This window comes from Acidovorax sp. SDU_ACID1 (assembly GCF_045291395.1).
Taxonomy (GTDB): domain Bacteria; phylum Pseudomonadota; class Gammaproteobacteria; order Burkholderiales; family Burkholderiaceae_C; genus MR-S7.
In genome coordinates this window covers 2,613,958-2,628,944 of sequence record NZ_CP152342.1, presented here as the reverse complement: position 1 = coordinate 2,628,944, position 14,987 = coordinate 2,613,958, and the positions used below count along the sequence as shown (strand labels likewise).

The 14,987-nt window shown below is 70.0% G+C and carries 15 protein-coding genes and 1 pseudogene; 15 read left to right on the top strand and 1 reads right to left on the bottom strand.

Going from position 1 to position 14,987, the window contains the following annotated elements; genetic code table 11:
- Nucleotides 1-5: 5 nt before the first annotated feature.
- Nucleotides 6-280, bottom strand: a pseudogene (locus AAG689_RS12920) (oxidative damage protection protein).
- A 117-nt stretch (nucleotides 281-397) separates the two neighbouring features.
- On the opposite strand from AAG689_RS12920, the gene AAG689_RS12915 reads away from it, so the two are divergent.
- The 15 genes from AAG689_RS12915 to AAG689_RS12845 all read left to right on the top strand — a co-directional run bounded on the left by AAG689_RS12915 (nucleotide 398) and on the right by AAG689_RS12845 (nucleotide 14,982).
- Nucleotides 398-1,435: a sulfate ABC transporter substrate-binding protein gene (locus AAG689_RS12915; RefSeq protein WP_406622398.1), complete on the top strand. Its 1,038-nt coding sequence runs from the start codon at nucleotides 398-400 to the stop codon at nucleotides 1,433-1,435.
- 65 nt (nucleotides 1,436-1,500) lie between these two features.
- On the top strand, nucleotides 1,501-2,100 hold the full coding sequence (gene ssuE / locus AAG689_RS12910) for an NADPH-dependent FMN reductase (RefSeq protein WP_406622397.1): 600 nt from the start codon (nucleotides 1,501-1,503) through the stop codon (nucleotides 2,098-2,100).
- A 134-nt stretch (nucleotides 2,101-2,234) separates the two neighbouring features.
- Entirely contained in the window at nucleotides 2,235-3,215 is a 981-nt protein-coding gene (locus AAG689_RS12905; RefSeq protein ID WP_406626339.1) for a sulfonate ABC transporter substrate-binding protein, read from the top strand.
- Between the two features lie 132 nt (nucleotides 3,216-3,347).
- Nucleotides 3,348-4,523 (top strand): FMNH2-dependent alkanesulfonate monooxygenase, encoded by a 1,176-nt coding sequence (gene ssuD / locus AAG689_RS12900; RefSeq protein ID WP_406622396.1) that lies wholly within the window; start codon nucleotides 3,348-3,350, stop codon nucleotides 4,521-4,523.
- A 12-nt stretch (nucleotides 4,524-4,535) separates the two neighbouring features.
- Nucleotides 4,536-5,396, top strand: coding sequence for an aliphatic sulfonate ABC transporter permease SsuC (ssuC, locus tag AAG689_RS12895; protein ID WP_406622395.1), 861 nt, complete (start codon nucleotides 4,536-4,538; stop codon nucleotides 5,394-5,396).
- Between the two features lie 28 nt (nucleotides 5,397-5,424).
- Nucleotides 5,425-6,384: an aliphatic sulfonate ABC transporter substrate-binding protein gene (locus AAG689_RS12890; protein WP_406622394.1), complete on the top strand. Its 960-nt coding sequence runs from the start codon at nucleotides 5,425-5,427 to the stop codon at nucleotides 6,382-6,384.
- 1 nt (nucleotide 6,385) lies between these two features.
- The gene (locus AAG689_RS12885; protein WP_406622393.1) at nucleotides 6,386-7,189 is read left to right on the top strand and encodes an ATP-binding cassette domain-containing protein; all 804 of its coding nucleotides are present in this window, start codon (nucleotides 6,386-6,388) and stop codon (nucleotides 7,187-7,189) included.
- Nucleotides 7,190-7,231: 42 nt separating this feature from the next.
- The gene (locus tag AAG689_RS12880) at nucleotides 7,232-7,447 is read left to right on the top strand and encodes a molybdopterin-binding protein (protein WP_020227674.1); all 216 of its coding nucleotides are present in this window, start codon (nucleotides 7,232-7,234) and stop codon (nucleotides 7,445-7,447) included.
- Between the two features lie 73 nt (nucleotides 7,448-7,520).
- Nucleotides 7,521-8,450, top strand: a complete 930-nt coding sequence (locus tag AAG689_RS12875) for a CysB family HTH-type transcriptional regulator (RefSeq protein WP_406622392.1) — start codon at nucleotides 7,521-7,523, stop codon at nucleotides 8,448-8,450.
- Nucleotides 8,451-8,559: 109 nt separating this feature from the next.
- Nucleotides 8,560-9,012 (top strand): rhodanese-like domain-containing protein, encoded by a 453-nt coding sequence (locus AAG689_RS12870; protein ID WP_406622391.1) that lies wholly within the window; start codon nucleotides 8,560-8,562, stop codon nucleotides 9,010-9,012.
- 73 nt (nucleotides 9,013-9,085) lie between these two features.
- Nucleotides 9,086-10,012: a serine O-acetyltransferase EpsC gene (gene epsC, locus AAG689_RS12865; RefSeq protein ID WP_406622390.1), complete on the top strand. Its 927-nt coding sequence runs from the start codon at nucleotides 9,086-9,088 to the stop codon at nucleotides 10,010-10,012.
- Nucleotides 10,009-10,941, top strand: a complete 933-nt coding sequence (locus AAG689_RS12860) for a family 2A encapsulin nanocompartment shell protein (RefSeq protein WP_406622389.1) — start codon at nucleotides 10,009-10,011, stop codon at nucleotides 10,939-10,941. The genes epsC and AAG689_RS12860 overlap by 4 nt, the downstream gene beginning before the upstream one ends.
- Nucleotides 10,942-10,953: 12 nt before the next feature.
- Nucleotides 10,954-12,735, top strand: a complete 1,782-nt coding sequence (locus AAG689_RS12855; RefSeq protein ID WP_406622388.1) for a family 2A encapsulin nanocompartment cargo protein cysteine desulfurase — start codon at nucleotides 10,954-10,956, stop codon at nucleotides 12,733-12,735.
- Between the two features lie 89 nt (nucleotides 12,736-12,824).
- Nucleotides 12,825-13,754 carry a sulfurtransferase gene (locus AAG689_RS12850; protein WP_406622387.1) on the top strand — a complete coding sequence of 310 codons (930 nt, stop codon included), beginning with the start codon at nucleotides 12,825-12,827 and terminating at the stop codon, nucleotides 13,752-13,754.
- Between the two features lie 61 nt (nucleotides 13,755-13,815).
- Nucleotides 13,816-14,982: a YeeE/YedE family protein gene (locus AAG689_RS12845; RefSeq protein ID WP_406622386.1), complete on the top strand. Its 1,167-nt coding sequence runs from the start codon at nucleotides 13,816-13,818 to the stop codon at nucleotides 14,980-14,982.
- Nucleotides 14,983-14,987 lie beyond the last annotated feature (5 nt).

The following is a 14,987-nucleotide window of genomic DNA, read 5'->3' as shown; positions in this document are numbered from 1 at the left end:
GCGCCTTAGCTGCTGGTGGGAGGCACGTAGCCTGCGGCGGCCTCGGCGCCGCCGCCGAAGAAATGGTTCTCCATCTGCCGGGCGAGGTACTGGCGGGCGCGGGCGTCGGCCAGGTTCAGGCGGTTCTCGTTGACCAGCATGGTCTGGTGCTTGAGCCAGTCGGCCCAGGCCTGCTTGCTGACGTTTTCGTAGATGCGCTTACCGAGTTCGCCGGGGTAGGGGGAAAGTCGAGGCCCTCGGCGTCCTGGCCGAGCTTGATGCAATGGACGGTGCGTGCCATGGTGGGATTCCTGTTTCAGATGTTTTTGCTATAACAAACTGAAATCTTATTTGTTCCAGTTTTGAAGAGCGACTTCCAGAATGCGTTGCATCGACATTCAACGCAACGGAAGCACCCATGAAAAATCGCCGCCACTTTATCAAGTTTCCCCTCGCGGCCGCCCTTGCCGCCACCCTCGGGTGGGGACTTTCCCTGCCCGCATCCGCGCAGCAACCGGTGCAGTTCCTGAACGTCTCCTACGACCCGACGCGCGAACTGTACGCCGAATACAACCAGGCATTCGCCAAATACTGGAAGGCCAAGACGGGGCAGGACGTGCAGCTCAAGCAGTCGCACGGCGGTTCGGGCAAGCAGGCGCGCTCGATCATCGACGGCATCGACGCCGACGTGGCCACGCTGGCCCTGGGCGGCGACGTGGACGCGCTGGCCAAGCACGGCCTGCTGGCCGCCGACTGGCAAAAGCGCCTGCCGCACAACTCGGCGCCCTACAGCTCGACCATCGTGTTCCTGGTGAAGAAGGGCAACCCCAAGGGCTTGAAGGACTGGGACGACCTGGTCAAGCCCGGCGTGCAGGTCATCACCCCCAACCCCAAGACCAGCGGCGGCGCGCGCTGGAACTACCTGGCGGCTTGGGAGTTCGCCAAGCGCAAGTACGGCGGCCAAAACGGTGGTGATAGCCAGGCCAAGGACTTCGTGGGCAAGCTCTTCAAGAACGTGCCCGTGCTCGACACCGGCGCGCGCGGCTCCACCATCACCTTCGTGCAGCGCGGCGTGGGCGATGTGCTGCTGGCCTGGGAGAACGAGGCCTTCCTGGCACTGAAGGAATTCGGCAAGGACAAGTTCGAGATCGTCGTGCCCTCGCTGTCCATCCTGGCCGAGCCCACGGTGGCCGTGGTGGACAAGGTGGTGGACAAGAAGGGCACGCGCGCCCTGGCCGAGGAATACCTCAAGCACCTGTATTCCGACGAGGGCCAGGAGATCGCGGGCAAGAACTACTACCGCCCCACGAGCGAGAAGGCCAAGGCCAAGTTCGACGCGCAGTTCCCCAAGCTCACGCTGGTGACCATCGATCAGGCGTTCGGCGGCTGGGCCAAGGCGGACAAAGAGCACTTCGCCGATGGCGCGAGCTTCGACCAGATCTACACCAAGAAGTAAGAGCCAAATCGGCCTGCAGCGCTTGTCCGAGAAGCGCTGGAAGCTATGAAAAGGAAAGCACTACCATGACCGCCTTGCTGATTGCCGGCAGCCCCTCGCAGCGTTCGCGCTCTGCCGCGCTGCTCGACGCCGTGGGCCTGCGCCTGGCGCGGCGCGGCGCGCCGCCCGAGCACCTGCACATCCGCGATCTGAACCCGCAGGCGCTGCTGCTGGCCGACACCGGCCACCGCAGCGTGGCCCATGCCGTGGAGCGGGTCCTGGACGCGCGCGTGCTCGTCATCGCCACGCCGGTCTACAAGGCCGCCTACAGCGGCGTGCTCAAGGTCTTCCTGGACCTGCTGCCGCAGACGGCGCTCAAGGGCAAGACCGTGCTGCCCCTGGCCACGGGCGGCAGCCCGCACCACATGCTGGCGCTGGACTATGCGCTGCGGCCTGTGCTGCAGTCGCTGGGCGCCAAGCACATCCTGCCGGGCATCTATGCCACCGACGCCCAGGTGGTGGTCACGCCCGAGGGCTCGCACGAGGTGGCCGGCGACGTGGCCGGCCGCATCGACGACGCGGTGAACCTGCTCGTCACCGAAACCCTGCGGCCCGCCTTGTCCGCGCCCGCGCCGGCCACCTATTTCGCGCCGGTGCCGTTCTCGCAGGTGCGATGTAGCGTCTGACGGCGCCGCGCCGTCGCCCTCTCCGCCCCTTCCCCGTTTCCCCCGGCCATTCCGCCTCCGCGCGCGGAAGGGATGGCCTTCGCCCGGCGCCGAGCGCGGGGCACCGCTACCCGAGGAACTGCATCGTGTTGTCATTGAACTGGTTCTTTTCCCCCACGCGCCGGGCGGCGCTCGCATCGCTGCTGGGCCTGAGCGCCCTCGCGGAGGCCGGCCACGCCTGGGCGCAGCAGCCGGTGCTGCGCATCGGCTACCAGAAGGCCGCCAGCCTGTTCGTGCTGCAGAAGGCCCAGGGCACGCTGGAGAAGAAGCTCCAGCCGCTGGGCTTCGGCGTGAAGTGGGTGGAATTTCCCGCCGGGCCGCAGCTGCTGGAGGGCCTGAACGTCGGCGCCGTGGACGTGGGCTATGTAGGCGAGGCCCCGCCCATCTTCGCCCAGGCCGCGGGCGCGCGCTTCGTCTACATCGGCCACGACCCGGCCGCGCCGCGCGCCGAGGCCATCCTGGTGCCCAAGGACTCGCCCCTGCGCTCGGTGGCGGACCTCAAGGGCCGCAAGGTCGCGCTCAACAAGGGCAGCAACGTGCACTACCTGCTGGTCAAGCAGCTCGAAAAGCACGGCCTTGCGCTCTCCGACATCCAGCCCGTGTACCTGGCGCCGGCCGACGGCCGCGCCGCGTTCGAGAGCAAGAGCGTCGATGCCTGGGTGGTGTGGGACCCGTTCCAGGCCGCGGCCGAGAAGAGCATCGGCGCGCGCGTGCTGGCCGACGGCACGGGCGCGCCCGGCACGCCCGACGTGGTGAACAACTACCAGTACTACCTGGGTGAGCGCGGCTTCGTGGCGCGCCACCCGCAGGTGATCGAGGCCGTGTTCGCCGACGCGGTGGAGCGCGGCATCTGGCTCAAGAAGAACCTGCGGCAGGCGGCCGAGCTGATCGCGCCGCTGCAGGGCCTGCCGGTGGACGTGGTGGAGCTGGCGCTGCGCCGCTACGAGTTCAACGTGAAGCCCATCACGCGCGAGGTGGCGGCCGACCAGCAGCGCATCGCCGACACCTTCCACGCGCTCAAGCTGATTCCCAAACCCATCCAGGTCAGCGATGCCGTCGTCATCGCCCGGCCCTGAACCGCAGGAGCACCGCCATGAACCCTTCCCTCGACCCCCGCCACCAGATCCAGCGCCTGGTCGTCACCACGGCCGCCGCCTGGGGCCTGCGCTGGCCCGGCCTGCCCTTCGCCATTTCGTACTGAGGCCCCCATGCAGATCTTCTGGTTCATCCCCACCCATGGCGACAGCCGCTACCTGGGCACCGCCCGGGGCGGCCGCCCGGTCCACCACGACTACGTCAAGCAGGTCGCCATCGCCGCCGACAGCCTGGGCTACGAGGGCGTGCTCATCCCCACGGGCCGCTCGTGCGAAGACCCGTGGGTGGTCGCGTCCAGCCTCATCGGCTTCACCCGGCGCCTGAAATTCCTGGTGGCCGTGCGCCCCGGCCTGCACCAGCCCAGCCTGGCCGCGCGCATGGCCGCGAGCTTCGACCGCCTCTCCGAAGGGCGCCTGCTCGTCAACCTGGTGACCGGCGGCGACCGCGGCGAGCTGGAGGGCGACGGCGTGTTCCTGGACCACGGGCAGCGCTACGAACAGTCCGCCGAGTTCATCCGCATCTGGCGCGAGATCCTGGCGCGCAGCCATGACGGCGCCGGCCTCGACTACGAGGGCGAGCACCTCCAGGTAAAGGGCGCCCGGCTGCTCTTTCCGCCCGTGCAGAAGCCCTACCCGCCGGTGTATTTCGGCGGCTCGTCCGAGGCCGCGCACGAGCTGGCCGCAAGCCAAGTCGATGCCTACCTCACCTGGGGCGAGCCGCCCGCCGAGGTGGCCAGGAAGATCGCCGACGTGCGCGAGAGGGCCGCGCGCCACGGCCGCACGCTGAAGTTCGGCATTCGCCTGCACGTGATCGTGCGCGAAACGGACGAGGCCGCCTGGGCCGCCGCCGAGGAACTGATCAGCCACGTCACGGACGAGACCGTGGTGCAGGCCCAGGCCGCGTTCGCGCGCATGGACTCGGAAGGCCAGCGCCGCATGGCCGCGCTGCATGCGGGAGGCGCCAGACGCAGCCGCGCCGATCTGGAGATCAGCCCCAACCTCTGGGCCGGCGTGGGCCTGGTGCGCGGCGGCGCGGGCACGGCGCTGGTGGGCGACCCGCAGACGGTGGCCGCGCGCATCGAGGAATACGCGCAGCTTGGCATCGACACCTTCGTGCTCTCGGGCTACCCGCACCTGGAGGAGGCCTACCGTTTCGCGGAGCTGGTGTTCCCGCTGCTGCCGCTGCGCACGCAGCAAAAGCTCGCGGGCGGCGCGCCCTTTGGCCCGTTCGGCCAGCCGGCGGGCGAGGCCGTGGCCAACCTGTTCGTGCCCCGTGCGGCGCAGAGCTGAAGGAGGGCGGCCATGACACACGCCCTTCGCGAACTCGACACCGGCGCGGCCGCCGCCGTCGCGGCGCCGCAGGAGCCGGGCGCGCTCGTGGGCCTTGCCGCGTTTGCCGCCGGCGTGGGCTGGCGCCTCGTGCCCTGGCTCGTGCCGCTGGCGCTCGTCGCCGCGTGGCAGGCGGCATCCACGCTTGGCTGGCTGTCCACGCGCGTGCTGCCCGCGCCCTCGGCCGTGGTGCGCGCCGCGTGGGAGCTCACCGCCTCGGGCGAGCTGTGGACGCACGTGAAGGTGAGCGCGGGCCGGGCCCTGGCGGGCCTGGCGATCGGCGGCGGGCTCGGGCTGCTGATGGGCCTGCTCACGGGCTCGCTGCGCTGGGCCGAGACGCTGCTGGACTCCTCCATCCAGATGGTGCGCAACATCCCGGCGCTCGCGCTGATCCCGCTGGTGATCCTGTGGTTCGGCATCGACGAATCGGCCAAGCTGTTCCTGATCGCCGTCTCGGTGTTCTTCCCCGTGTACCTGAACACCTTCCACGGCATCCGCAACGTGGACCCGGCGCTGATCGAGATGGGCCGCACCTACGGCCTCACGCGCTGGCAGCTCTACCGCGACGTCGTCCTGCCCGGCGCGCTCTCGTCCATCCTCGTGGGCCTGCGCTTCTCGCTGGGCCTGATGTGGGTGATCCTGATCGTGGCCGAGACCATCTCCGCGCAGTCGGGCATCGGCTACCTGACCATGAACGCGCGCGAGTTCCTGCAGACCGACATCGTGCTCGTGGGCATCCTGCTCTATGCGCTGCTCGGCAAGCTGGCCGACGTGTTCGCGCGCGCCCTCGAACAGTGGTGGCTGCGCTGGCATCCCGGCTATCAGAAGAAGTGACCCCCTCCACATTCCAAAGGCTCATTCCATGACCACCACCGCTTTCTCGCGCCGCCATGCGCTGGCGGGCCTCGCGGCGCTCGCCGCGGGCGGCCTCGCGCATGCCCAAGGCGCCGCCACCGTGCGCATCGGCTACCAGAAGTCGTCCACCCTCATCGCCGTGCTCAAGGCACAGGGCACGCTGGAAAAGCAGCTCGCCCCGCTGGGCGTGCAGCCCGCGTGGCACGAGTTCACGAGCGGCCTGCCGCTCCTGGAGGCGCTCAACCTCGACAACCTGGACTTCAGCGCAGACGTGGCCGACACCGTGCCCGTGTTCGCGCAGGCCGCGGGCGCCAGGCTGACCTTCGTCGCGCAGGAAGCGCCGTCGCCCTCGGCGCAGGCCATCCTGGTCAAGCCCGACTCCCCGCTCAGGAGCGTCGCCGACCTCAAGGGCCGGAAGGTGGGCTTCGCCAAGGCCGCCGGCGCGCACTACCTGCTGATCGCCGCGCTGGACAAGGCCGGCCTGTCGTTCGCCGACATCCAGCCCGCCTACCTGACGCCCGTCGACGGCCGCGCCGCTTTCGAGCGCGGCGCCATCGACGCCTGGGTGGTGTGGGACCCGTTCCTCTCCGCCGCGCAGCGCCAGGCCGGCGCGCGCGTGCTGGCCGACGGCACGGGCATCGCCTCGTACCAGCGCTACTACCTTGCCAGCACGCGCTACGCCCAGGCGCGGCCCGACGTGCTGCGCACCCTCTACGCCGAGCTGGAGAAGACCGGCCGCTGGGTCAAGCAGCACCCGCGCGAGGCCGCGCAGCTGCTCGCGCCCGTGTGGGGCCTGGACGCCGCCACCATCGAGCAGGCCAACGGCCGGCGCAGCTACGCCGTGCGCCCCGTGGTGCCCGAGGTCCTGGGCGAGCAGCAGAAGATCGCCGACGCCTTCCTGGCCGAGAAGCTGCTGCCGCGGCGCGTCGATGCGCTCGACGCACCCCTGTTCAGGCCGGGAGCGTGAGATGGCGCAGGACACCACCGGCGGTGTGCGGCTCGAGATCCGCCAGCTCACCAAGCGCTACGGCGCGCGCGAGGTGCTGCGCCATGCGCAGCTTGCCATCGAACCCGGCGAGTTCATCGCCATCGTGGGCCGCAGCGGCTGCGGCAAGAGCACGCTGCTGCGCCTCGTCGCGGGCCTGGAGGAGGCGAGCGAGGGCAGCCTCGCCGTCGACGGCCGGCCCGTGCACGGCCTGCACGGCGACACCCGCATCATGTTCCAGGACGCGCGCCTGCTGCCCTGGCGCCGCGTGCTGGACAACGTGACGCTGGGCCTGCCCAGGGACCAGCGCGCGCGTGCCCTGGAGGTGCTGGCCCAGGTGGGGCTGGCCGACCGCGCCGGCGAATGGCCCGCGCGCCTGTCGGGCGGCCAGCGCCAGCGCGTGGCTCTGGCGCGCGCGCTGGTGCACCAGCCGCGCCTGCTGCTGCTCGACGAGCCGCTGGGCGCGCTGGATGCGCTCACGCGCATCGAGATGCACCGCCTCATCGAAGGGCTGTGGCAGCAGCGCCGCTTCACCGCGCTGCTGGTCACGCACGACGTGCAGGAGGCCGTGGCCCTGGCCGACCGCGTGGTGCTCATCGAGGACGGGCGCATCGCGCTGGACGAGCGCATCGCCCTCGCGCGCCCGCGTTCGCAGGGCGATGCGCAGTTCGCCGCCATCGAGAAACGCATCCTCGACCGCGTGCTGCAAAAGCCGGGCGCCGAGGAAGCGCAGGACGACGGCGGCTGGCGCGGCCTGCCCGCATTGGCCCTGCGCTGGGCCATCTGATTTCTTTCACCCCTCCCCCCGGACTTTTCACAGGAGAAAACCATGTCCATCCAAGCCATCAACGTGCGCAACCAGTTCAAGGGCCAGGTGCGCGAAATCATCCGCGGCGACGTCGTCTCCGAGGTCGACGTGGAGACGCCCTGGGGCATCGTCACCTCGGTCATCACCACGCGCTCGGTGGACGACCTTGGCCTGGCCGTGGGCTCCGACGTCGTGGCGCTCGTCAAGTCCACCGAAGTCTCCATCGCCAAGCTCTGAGCGCCATTCAACAGAAAAACGGCTCCAGCGCTTGCGGGGCAAGCGCCAGGAGCTATCGAACCCATAGCAATTCATGAATTTCCAGCAACTGCGCTCGGTGCGCGAGACGGCGCGGCGCGGCTTCAACCTGACCGAGGTGGCGACCATGCTCTACACCTCGCAGCCCGGCGTCAGCCGCCAGATCCGCGAGCTGGAGGACGAGCTGGGCGTGGAGATCTTCATGCGCGCGGGCAAGCGCCTCACCGGGCTCACGCCGCCGGGCGAGGCGCTGCTGCCCATCGTCGAGCGCCTGCTGCTGGAGGCCGAGAACCTGCGCCGCGCGGGCGCGGACTTCACCGCCAGCGAGCGCGGGCGCCTGTCCGTGGCGGCCACGCACTCGCAGGCGCGCTACGCGCTGCCGCAGGTGGTGCGCGACTTCCGCGCGCTGTACCCGCAGGTCTCGCTGCACCTGCACCAGGGCTCGCCGCGCCAGGTGGCCGAGATGCTGCTGTCGGGCGAGGCCGACATCGGCGTGGCCACCGAGGCGCTGGCCGGCTACGAGCGGCTCGTCACGCTGCCGTGCTACCGCTGGTCGCACAGCGTCGTGGTGCCGCCGGGCCACCCGCTGCTGCAGGAAAGCGGGCCGGTGACGCTGCAGGCGCTGGCGCGCCACCCCGTCATCACCTACGACACCGGCTACACCGGACGCGCGCACATCGACGATGCCTTCGCCGGCGCGGGCCTGGCGCCCGACATCGTGCTCACCGCCATGGACGCCGACGTCATCAAGACCTACGTGGAGCTGGGCATGGGCGTGGGCGTGATCGCCTCCATCGCCTTCGACGCCGAGCGCGACCGGCACCTGCGCGCCATCGACGCGCGGCACCTGTTCGAGGTCAACCTCACGCGCCTGGCGCTGCGGCGCGGTGCATGGCTGCGCGGCTATGCCTACGCCTTCATCGAGAGCTTCGTGCCCACGCTCACCGCCGACGCGGTGCGCCAGGCGCTGCAGGAGCGGGCGTGAGCCGCGCCCTTCCTCGTTTCGCGCATAAGCAAGCTCTTTCGTATTCGTTCGCGCGCGCGCCGGGCCGGCGCACCATGGCGCATCGCCACCGTTGACCGATGCACCAGCCATGACCGATCTTTCGCTTCTCCCCGTGCTGCAGCAGGCCGCAGCCCGCGCCACCGCCGACGGCGGCACCTTCCCGCCGCGCCAGGCGTGGCAGCTCGTGCGCGAAGGGCGGGCGCTGCTCGTGGACGTGCGCACCGCGGAGGAGCGCAAGTTCGTCGGCCACGTGCCCGGCAGCGCCCACGTGCCCTGGGCCACCGGCACGGCGCTGGCGCGCAACCCGCGCTTCGTGCGCGAGCTGGGCGCGCTCATCGCCAAGCAGCCGCAGCCCGTCACCGTGCTGCTGATCTGCCGCAGCGGCAAGCGCTCGGCCCTGGCCGCGCAGGAGGCGGCCAAGGCGGGCCTGGCCAACGTGCTCAACGTGGGCGAGGGCTTCGAGGGCGACCTGGACGACGCGCAGCAGCGCGGGCGCTTCAACGGCTGGCGCTTCCATGGCCTGCCGTGGATTCAAGACTGAACTGACTTCAAAAAACGATAGCTGCCAGCGCTTGTCCAGCAAGCGCTGCGGGCTGATTCGACCTTAAAAAACCATGAGCGACTTTCCCATCCCCCACATCGTGGCTGCGCTGCGCGAGGTGCGCGAACAGTGGCGCACCCAGCAGGGCCGCACCGACACCACGCACCGCGAATTCCCCTCGCGCGACGCGGTGGCGCGCGCCGTCGATGCGCTCAAGGGCGTGCTGTACCCGCTGCGCCTGGGGCCGCCCGACCTGCGGCAGGCGGGCGAGGATTTCTACATCGCCCACACGCTGGATGCCGCCTTGCAGGCGCTGCTGGCGCAGGCGCGCATCGAACTGCGCTACCGCCGCAATGGCGGCGAGGTGGACGAGCGCGCAGCAAAGGCCGTGCGCGCGTTCAGCGAGGCACTGCCCGCCCTGCGCCAGCAACTCGACGAGGACGTGCTGGCCGCCTTCCACGGCGACCCCGCCGCACAGAGCGTGGACGAGGTGGTCTTGAGCTACCCCGGCGTGCTCGCGCTGATCCACCACCGCATCGCCCACACGCTCTACGCGCTGGAGCTGCCGTTGCTCGCGCGCATCGCCGCCGAGCTGGCGCACGGCCAGACGGGCATCGACATCCACCCCGGCGCGCGCATCGGCGAAGGCTGCTTCATCGACCACGGCACCGGCGTCGTGATCGGCGAAACGGCCGTGCTGGGCCGCAACGTGCGCATCTACCAGGCCGTGACGCTGGGCGCCAAGCGCTTTCCGCGCGACGCCCAGGGCCACCTGCAAAAAGGCTGGCCGCGCCACCCCATCGTGCAGGACGACGTGGTCATCTACGCGGGCGCCACCATCCTCGGCCGCGTGACCATCGGCCGCGGCGCGGTCATCGGCGGCAACGTCTGGGTGACGGAGGACGTGCCGCCCGGCGCCCACGTCACCCAGGCCACGGTGCAGCAGGCCACCCATTCCCCCACTTTCCCTCAACCCCAGCCAGAAGCTGCATTGCAATGACGAATCTCCACACCCTGGGCGACAACGCCGCCCGCCAGTTGGCCAACGCCACCAAGACCGCGCCCCAGCTATCGACCATCACGCCGCGCTGGCTCACCCATTTGCTGCAATGGGTGCCGGTGGAGGCGGGCATCTACCGCGTCAACCAGGTCAAGAACCCCGAGGACATCAAGGTCACGTGCACGTCCAAGCAGTACGACAACCAGCTGCCGCGCACCTTCGTCGATTACGACGAGGCGCCGCGCGAGTACTTCCTGAACGCAGTCTCGACGGTGCTGGACGTGCACACGCGCATCTCCGACCTCTACAGCAGTCCGCACGACCAGATCAAGGAACAACTGCGCCTGACCATCGAGACCATCAAGGAGAACCAGGAGAGCGAACTCATCAACAACGCGGGCTACGGCCTGCTGGCCCAGGTGGCCGATGAGCAGCGCATCCTGCCGTTGAACGACAGCGGCGCCCCCACGCCCGACGACCTGGACGAACTGCTGACCAAGGTGTGGAAGGAGCCCGCCTTCTTCCTGGCCCACCCGCTCACCATTGCCGCCTTCGGCCGCGAGGCCACGCGCCGGGGCACGCCCCCGCCCACGGTGAGCCTGTTCGGCTCGCAGTTCATCACCTGGCGCGGCGTGCCGCTGATCCCCTCGGACAAGATCCCCGTGGCCGACGGCAAGAGCAGCATCCTCCTGCTGCGCGTGGGCGACCGGCGCCAGGGCGTCGTCGGCCTGTTCCAGCCGGGGCTGCCGGGCGAGCAGAGCCCTGGGCTGTCGGTGCGCTTCATGGGCATCAACGACCAGGCGATCAGCTCGTACCTGATCTCGCTGTACTGCTCGCTGGCCGTGCTCACGCCCGATGCGCTGGCGGTGCTGGAGGACGTGCGCATCGACCGGTACCACGACTACTCGGCGCTCGATACCTACAAGTAAAGGGGAAGCGTCTTGAGCGTCACCACACCCATTCCAGCCTCGCCGCTGGACACCGCCGCACTCGCGCAGCTCGCCACCAGCTTGTTGCGCAGCCTGCCCGGCGATGCGCCCGCGCTGCCCATCCACGGCGCGCAGCCGCCCGCCACCTGGGCACCGGGCGGCTCGCCGCTGGTCGCGCCCTCGGGCCTGTCGCCCAACGTGCCGGGCACGCCGATCCCGCTGGGGCAGGTGCCCGGCAGCAACCTGCTGCCATCCAGCCCCGGCACATCGCTGTCGCTCGTCAACCGCGCGGGCGTGGTGCTGCCGCACGCGCAAGCGGGCAACGGCGTGCCGGACAACGCCTTCGCCGTGCTGCCCGGCTACGAGCCGCGCTTGGCGAGCCTGACCGATGGCGTGCCCCATCTGCCCACGCCATCCGCACCGCAAGCGCCCGAGATAAGCACCGCGCCGCAGTTTTATTTCGTCGATGCCGTGCGCCTGCCCAGCGGCTACGTCACCCCGGCCAAGCCGCACCCTTATCTGCACTCCGGCGAGGCGCAGCAAAGCCCGCTCATCCAGTCCCCGGCAGCCTTCGACGTGCACGCCGTACGCCGCGACTTCCCCATCCTGCGAGAGCGCGTGAACGGCAAGCCGCTGATCTGGCTCGACAACGCAGCCACCACGCACAAGCCCCGCCAGGTCATCGAACGCATCGCGCATTTCTACGAGCACGAGAACTCCAACATCCACCGCGCGGCCCACGTGCTCGCGGCCCGCGCGACGGACGCCTACGAGCATGCACGCGAAGTGGTGCGCCGCTTCATCAACGCGCCCGATGTGAACGAGGTGATCTTCGTACGCGGCACCACCGAGGCCATCAACCTCGTCGCCCAAAGCTGGGGCGGCCAGAACGTGGGCGAGGGCGACGAGATCATCGTCAGCCACCTGGAGCACCACGCCAACATCGTCCCCTGGCAGCAGCTCGCGCAAGCCAAGGGCGCGAAGCTGCGCGTGATCCCCGTCGATGACCAGGGCCAGATCCGCCTGGACGAATACGAAACGCTCTTGAACGACCGCACGAAGATCGTTGCCGTAGGCCACGTCTCCAACGTGCTCGGCACCGTCGTCCCCGTCAAGGAAGTCGTGGCCCGCGCCAAGGCGCGCGGCATCACCACGCTGATCGACGGCGCCCAATCCATCGCCCACACGCCCGTGGACGTGCAAGACATCGGCGCCGACTTCTTCGTCTTCTCCGGCCACAAGATCTTCGCCCCCACCGGCATCGGCGCCCTCTGGGGCCACCGCGCGGTGCTCGAAGCCATGCCCCCGTGGCAAGGCGGCGGCAACATGATCGCCGACGTGACCTTCGAGAAAACCCGGTACCAGCCCATCCCCAACAAGTTCGAGGCCGGCACCGGCAACATCGCCGACGCCGTGGGCCTGGGCGCGGCGCTGGAATACGTGGAGCGTATCGGCATCCACGCCATCAGCCGCTACGAGCACGCGCTGGTCGATTACGGCATGCAGCAGCTGGCACAAATCCCCGGCCTGCGCCTGATCGGCACCGTGCCGGGCAAGGCCAGCGTGCTCTCGTTCGTGCTGCAAGACCGCACTACCGACGAGGTGGGGCAGGCACTCAACAGCGAAGGCATCGCGGTGCGCACCGGCCACCACTGCGCCCAGCCCATCCTGCGCCGCTTCGGCGTGGAGACGGCGGTGCGGCCCTCGCTGGCGTTCTACAACACGTTCGATGAAATCGACCGGCTGGTGGAAGTGGTGCGCAGACTGGCGCCGCCAACGGCATTCGGCGCATAAGCAAGCGCGTTTTCATTCGTTCTCCGCAGCAGTCCCGGCCCGTAGATTCACCTGCGGCAACTGCTGTTTCAATGAAAGAAAGGAAAACCATGTTCTCCCGCACCCTCCACATCGCCGCCTGGGCCGTGCTCGCCGCCGGCGCCGCGCACGCGGCCGGGGCCGTTCCCGCCGGGCCGCTCGTCACCACCGAATGGCTGGCGCAGAACCTGCACCATCCCCAGGTGCGCCTCATCGAGGTCAGCGTGAACCCCGGCCTGTACGAGCGCGCGCACATCCCCGGCGCGGTCAACTTCTCGTGGCACGCCGACCTGAACGACAAGGTGCGCCGCGACATCGTCGGCCCGCAGGATTTCGAGAAGCTGCTGTCCAAGGCCGGCGTGGGGCCGGATACCACGGTGGTGCTCTACGGCGACACCAACAACTGGTTCGCCGCCTGGGGCGCATGGGTGTTCGACATCTACGGCGTCAAGGACGTGAAGCTGCTCGACGGCGGGCGCAAGAAGTGGGAGGCCGAGAACCGCCCGCAGGACAGCCGCGTGCCGTCCTTCGCGCCCACGGCCTACAAGGTGGGCAAGGTGAACGTGGAGCTGCGCGCGCGTCTGGCCGACGTGCTGGCCGCTGCGCAGGGCAATGGCGGCGGCGCGAAGCTGGTGGACATCCGCTCGGCCGACGAATACACCGGAAAGGTCTTCGCCCCGGCCGGCGTGCCCGAGCTGGCGGTGCGCGCGGGCCACGTGCCCACGGCGGTGAACGTGCCGTGGGGCCAGGCCGTGCAGGCCGACGGTACCTTCAAGAGCGCGGACGAGTTGCGCAAGGTCTACGGCGCCGTGGGCGTCGATGGCAGCAAGCCCGTCATCACCTACTGCCGCATCGGCGAGCGTTCCAGCCACACGTGGTTCGCGCTCAAGAAGATCCTGGGCTACGAGGTGCGTAACTACGACGGCTCGTGGACCGAATACGGCAACGCGGTCGGCGTGCCGATCAGCAACCCCAGCGGCACCGTCTGGGCCTCCAAGTAACCCATTCCCGTTTGTCTCCCTCGGATTCGCCCGCCAGCCATCCGGCTGTGCGGGCTTTTTTATGACGATTCCACCTCTCTTTGCCGTGCTGCCCCTGGCCGCGCTGGCCGTGGCGGCGCATTTCGCACGGATGCAAAGCGGCGGGCCCACGCTGGTGTTCGCGCTTGCCGCGGGCGCCGTACTCGGGCTGGTGCTGCAGCGCACGCGCTTTTGCTTCTATTGCCACGCGCGCGACTGGTTCGAGCGGCGCGACCCGCGCGGTCTGCTCGCCATCGTGCTGGCGCTGGCCGTGGGATTGGCGGGCTACACCGTGGTGCTGGGCGGCTGGCTGCCCGATCCCACGGGCGGGGCCCTGCCGCCCGATGCGCACATCGGGCCCGTGGGCTGGGTGCTGGTGGCGGCCGGGCTGGCCTTCGGGGCGGGCATGGTCGTTTCCGGTTCGTGCATCAGCGCGCACTGGTACCGGCTGGCCGAAGGCTCGGCCGCGTCGCCGTTCGCGCTGCTCGGCTCGGCCCTGGGCTTCGTGCTGGGCTTCATCACCTGGAACCCGCTCTACAGCCTGAGCATTGCCGAGGCGCCCGTGGTCTGGCTGCCGCGCCACCTGGGCTATGGCGGCGCGCTGGTGCTGCAATGGGGCGTGCTGGCCGCCATCGCCGCATGGCTGTGGCGCGGGCTGGCGGCGCACGCGCAGCCGCCAGCCGCGCCGGCGCCCACGCTGGGCGCCGCGTGGCGGCGGCTCTGGACGGGGCGCTGGCCGTACTGGACGGGCGGCCTGGGCGTAGGCCTCATCGGTGCGTTCGCCATCGTGCGCATGAAGCCGCTGGGCGTGACCGCCACGCTGGGCAGCGCCGCGCGCACGGTGGGCGAGCGGCAGGGCTGGATTCCTGCACGGCTCGACGGGCTGGACGGCTTCGCCGGCTGCGCCACCGCCGTGCAAAGCCAATGGTGGACGCCCAACGCCATGCTGCTGCTGGGCCTGGTGGCCGGGGCGTTCGCCGCGTCGCTCGCCAGCGGCCAGTTCACGCCGCGCCGGCCCGGCGCGCGCGATGCAGCGCGCGGCCTGCTGGGCGGCGTGCTGCTGGGCTGGGGCGCGATGACGGGGCTGGGCTGCACCATCGGCACGCTGCTGTCGGGCGTGATGGCCGGTGCGCTGTCGGGCTGGGTGTTCGGCGCGGCGATGTTCCTGGCCGTGTGGGCGGGGCTGCGCATCCAGCGCGGGTTGAGATAGAAAAT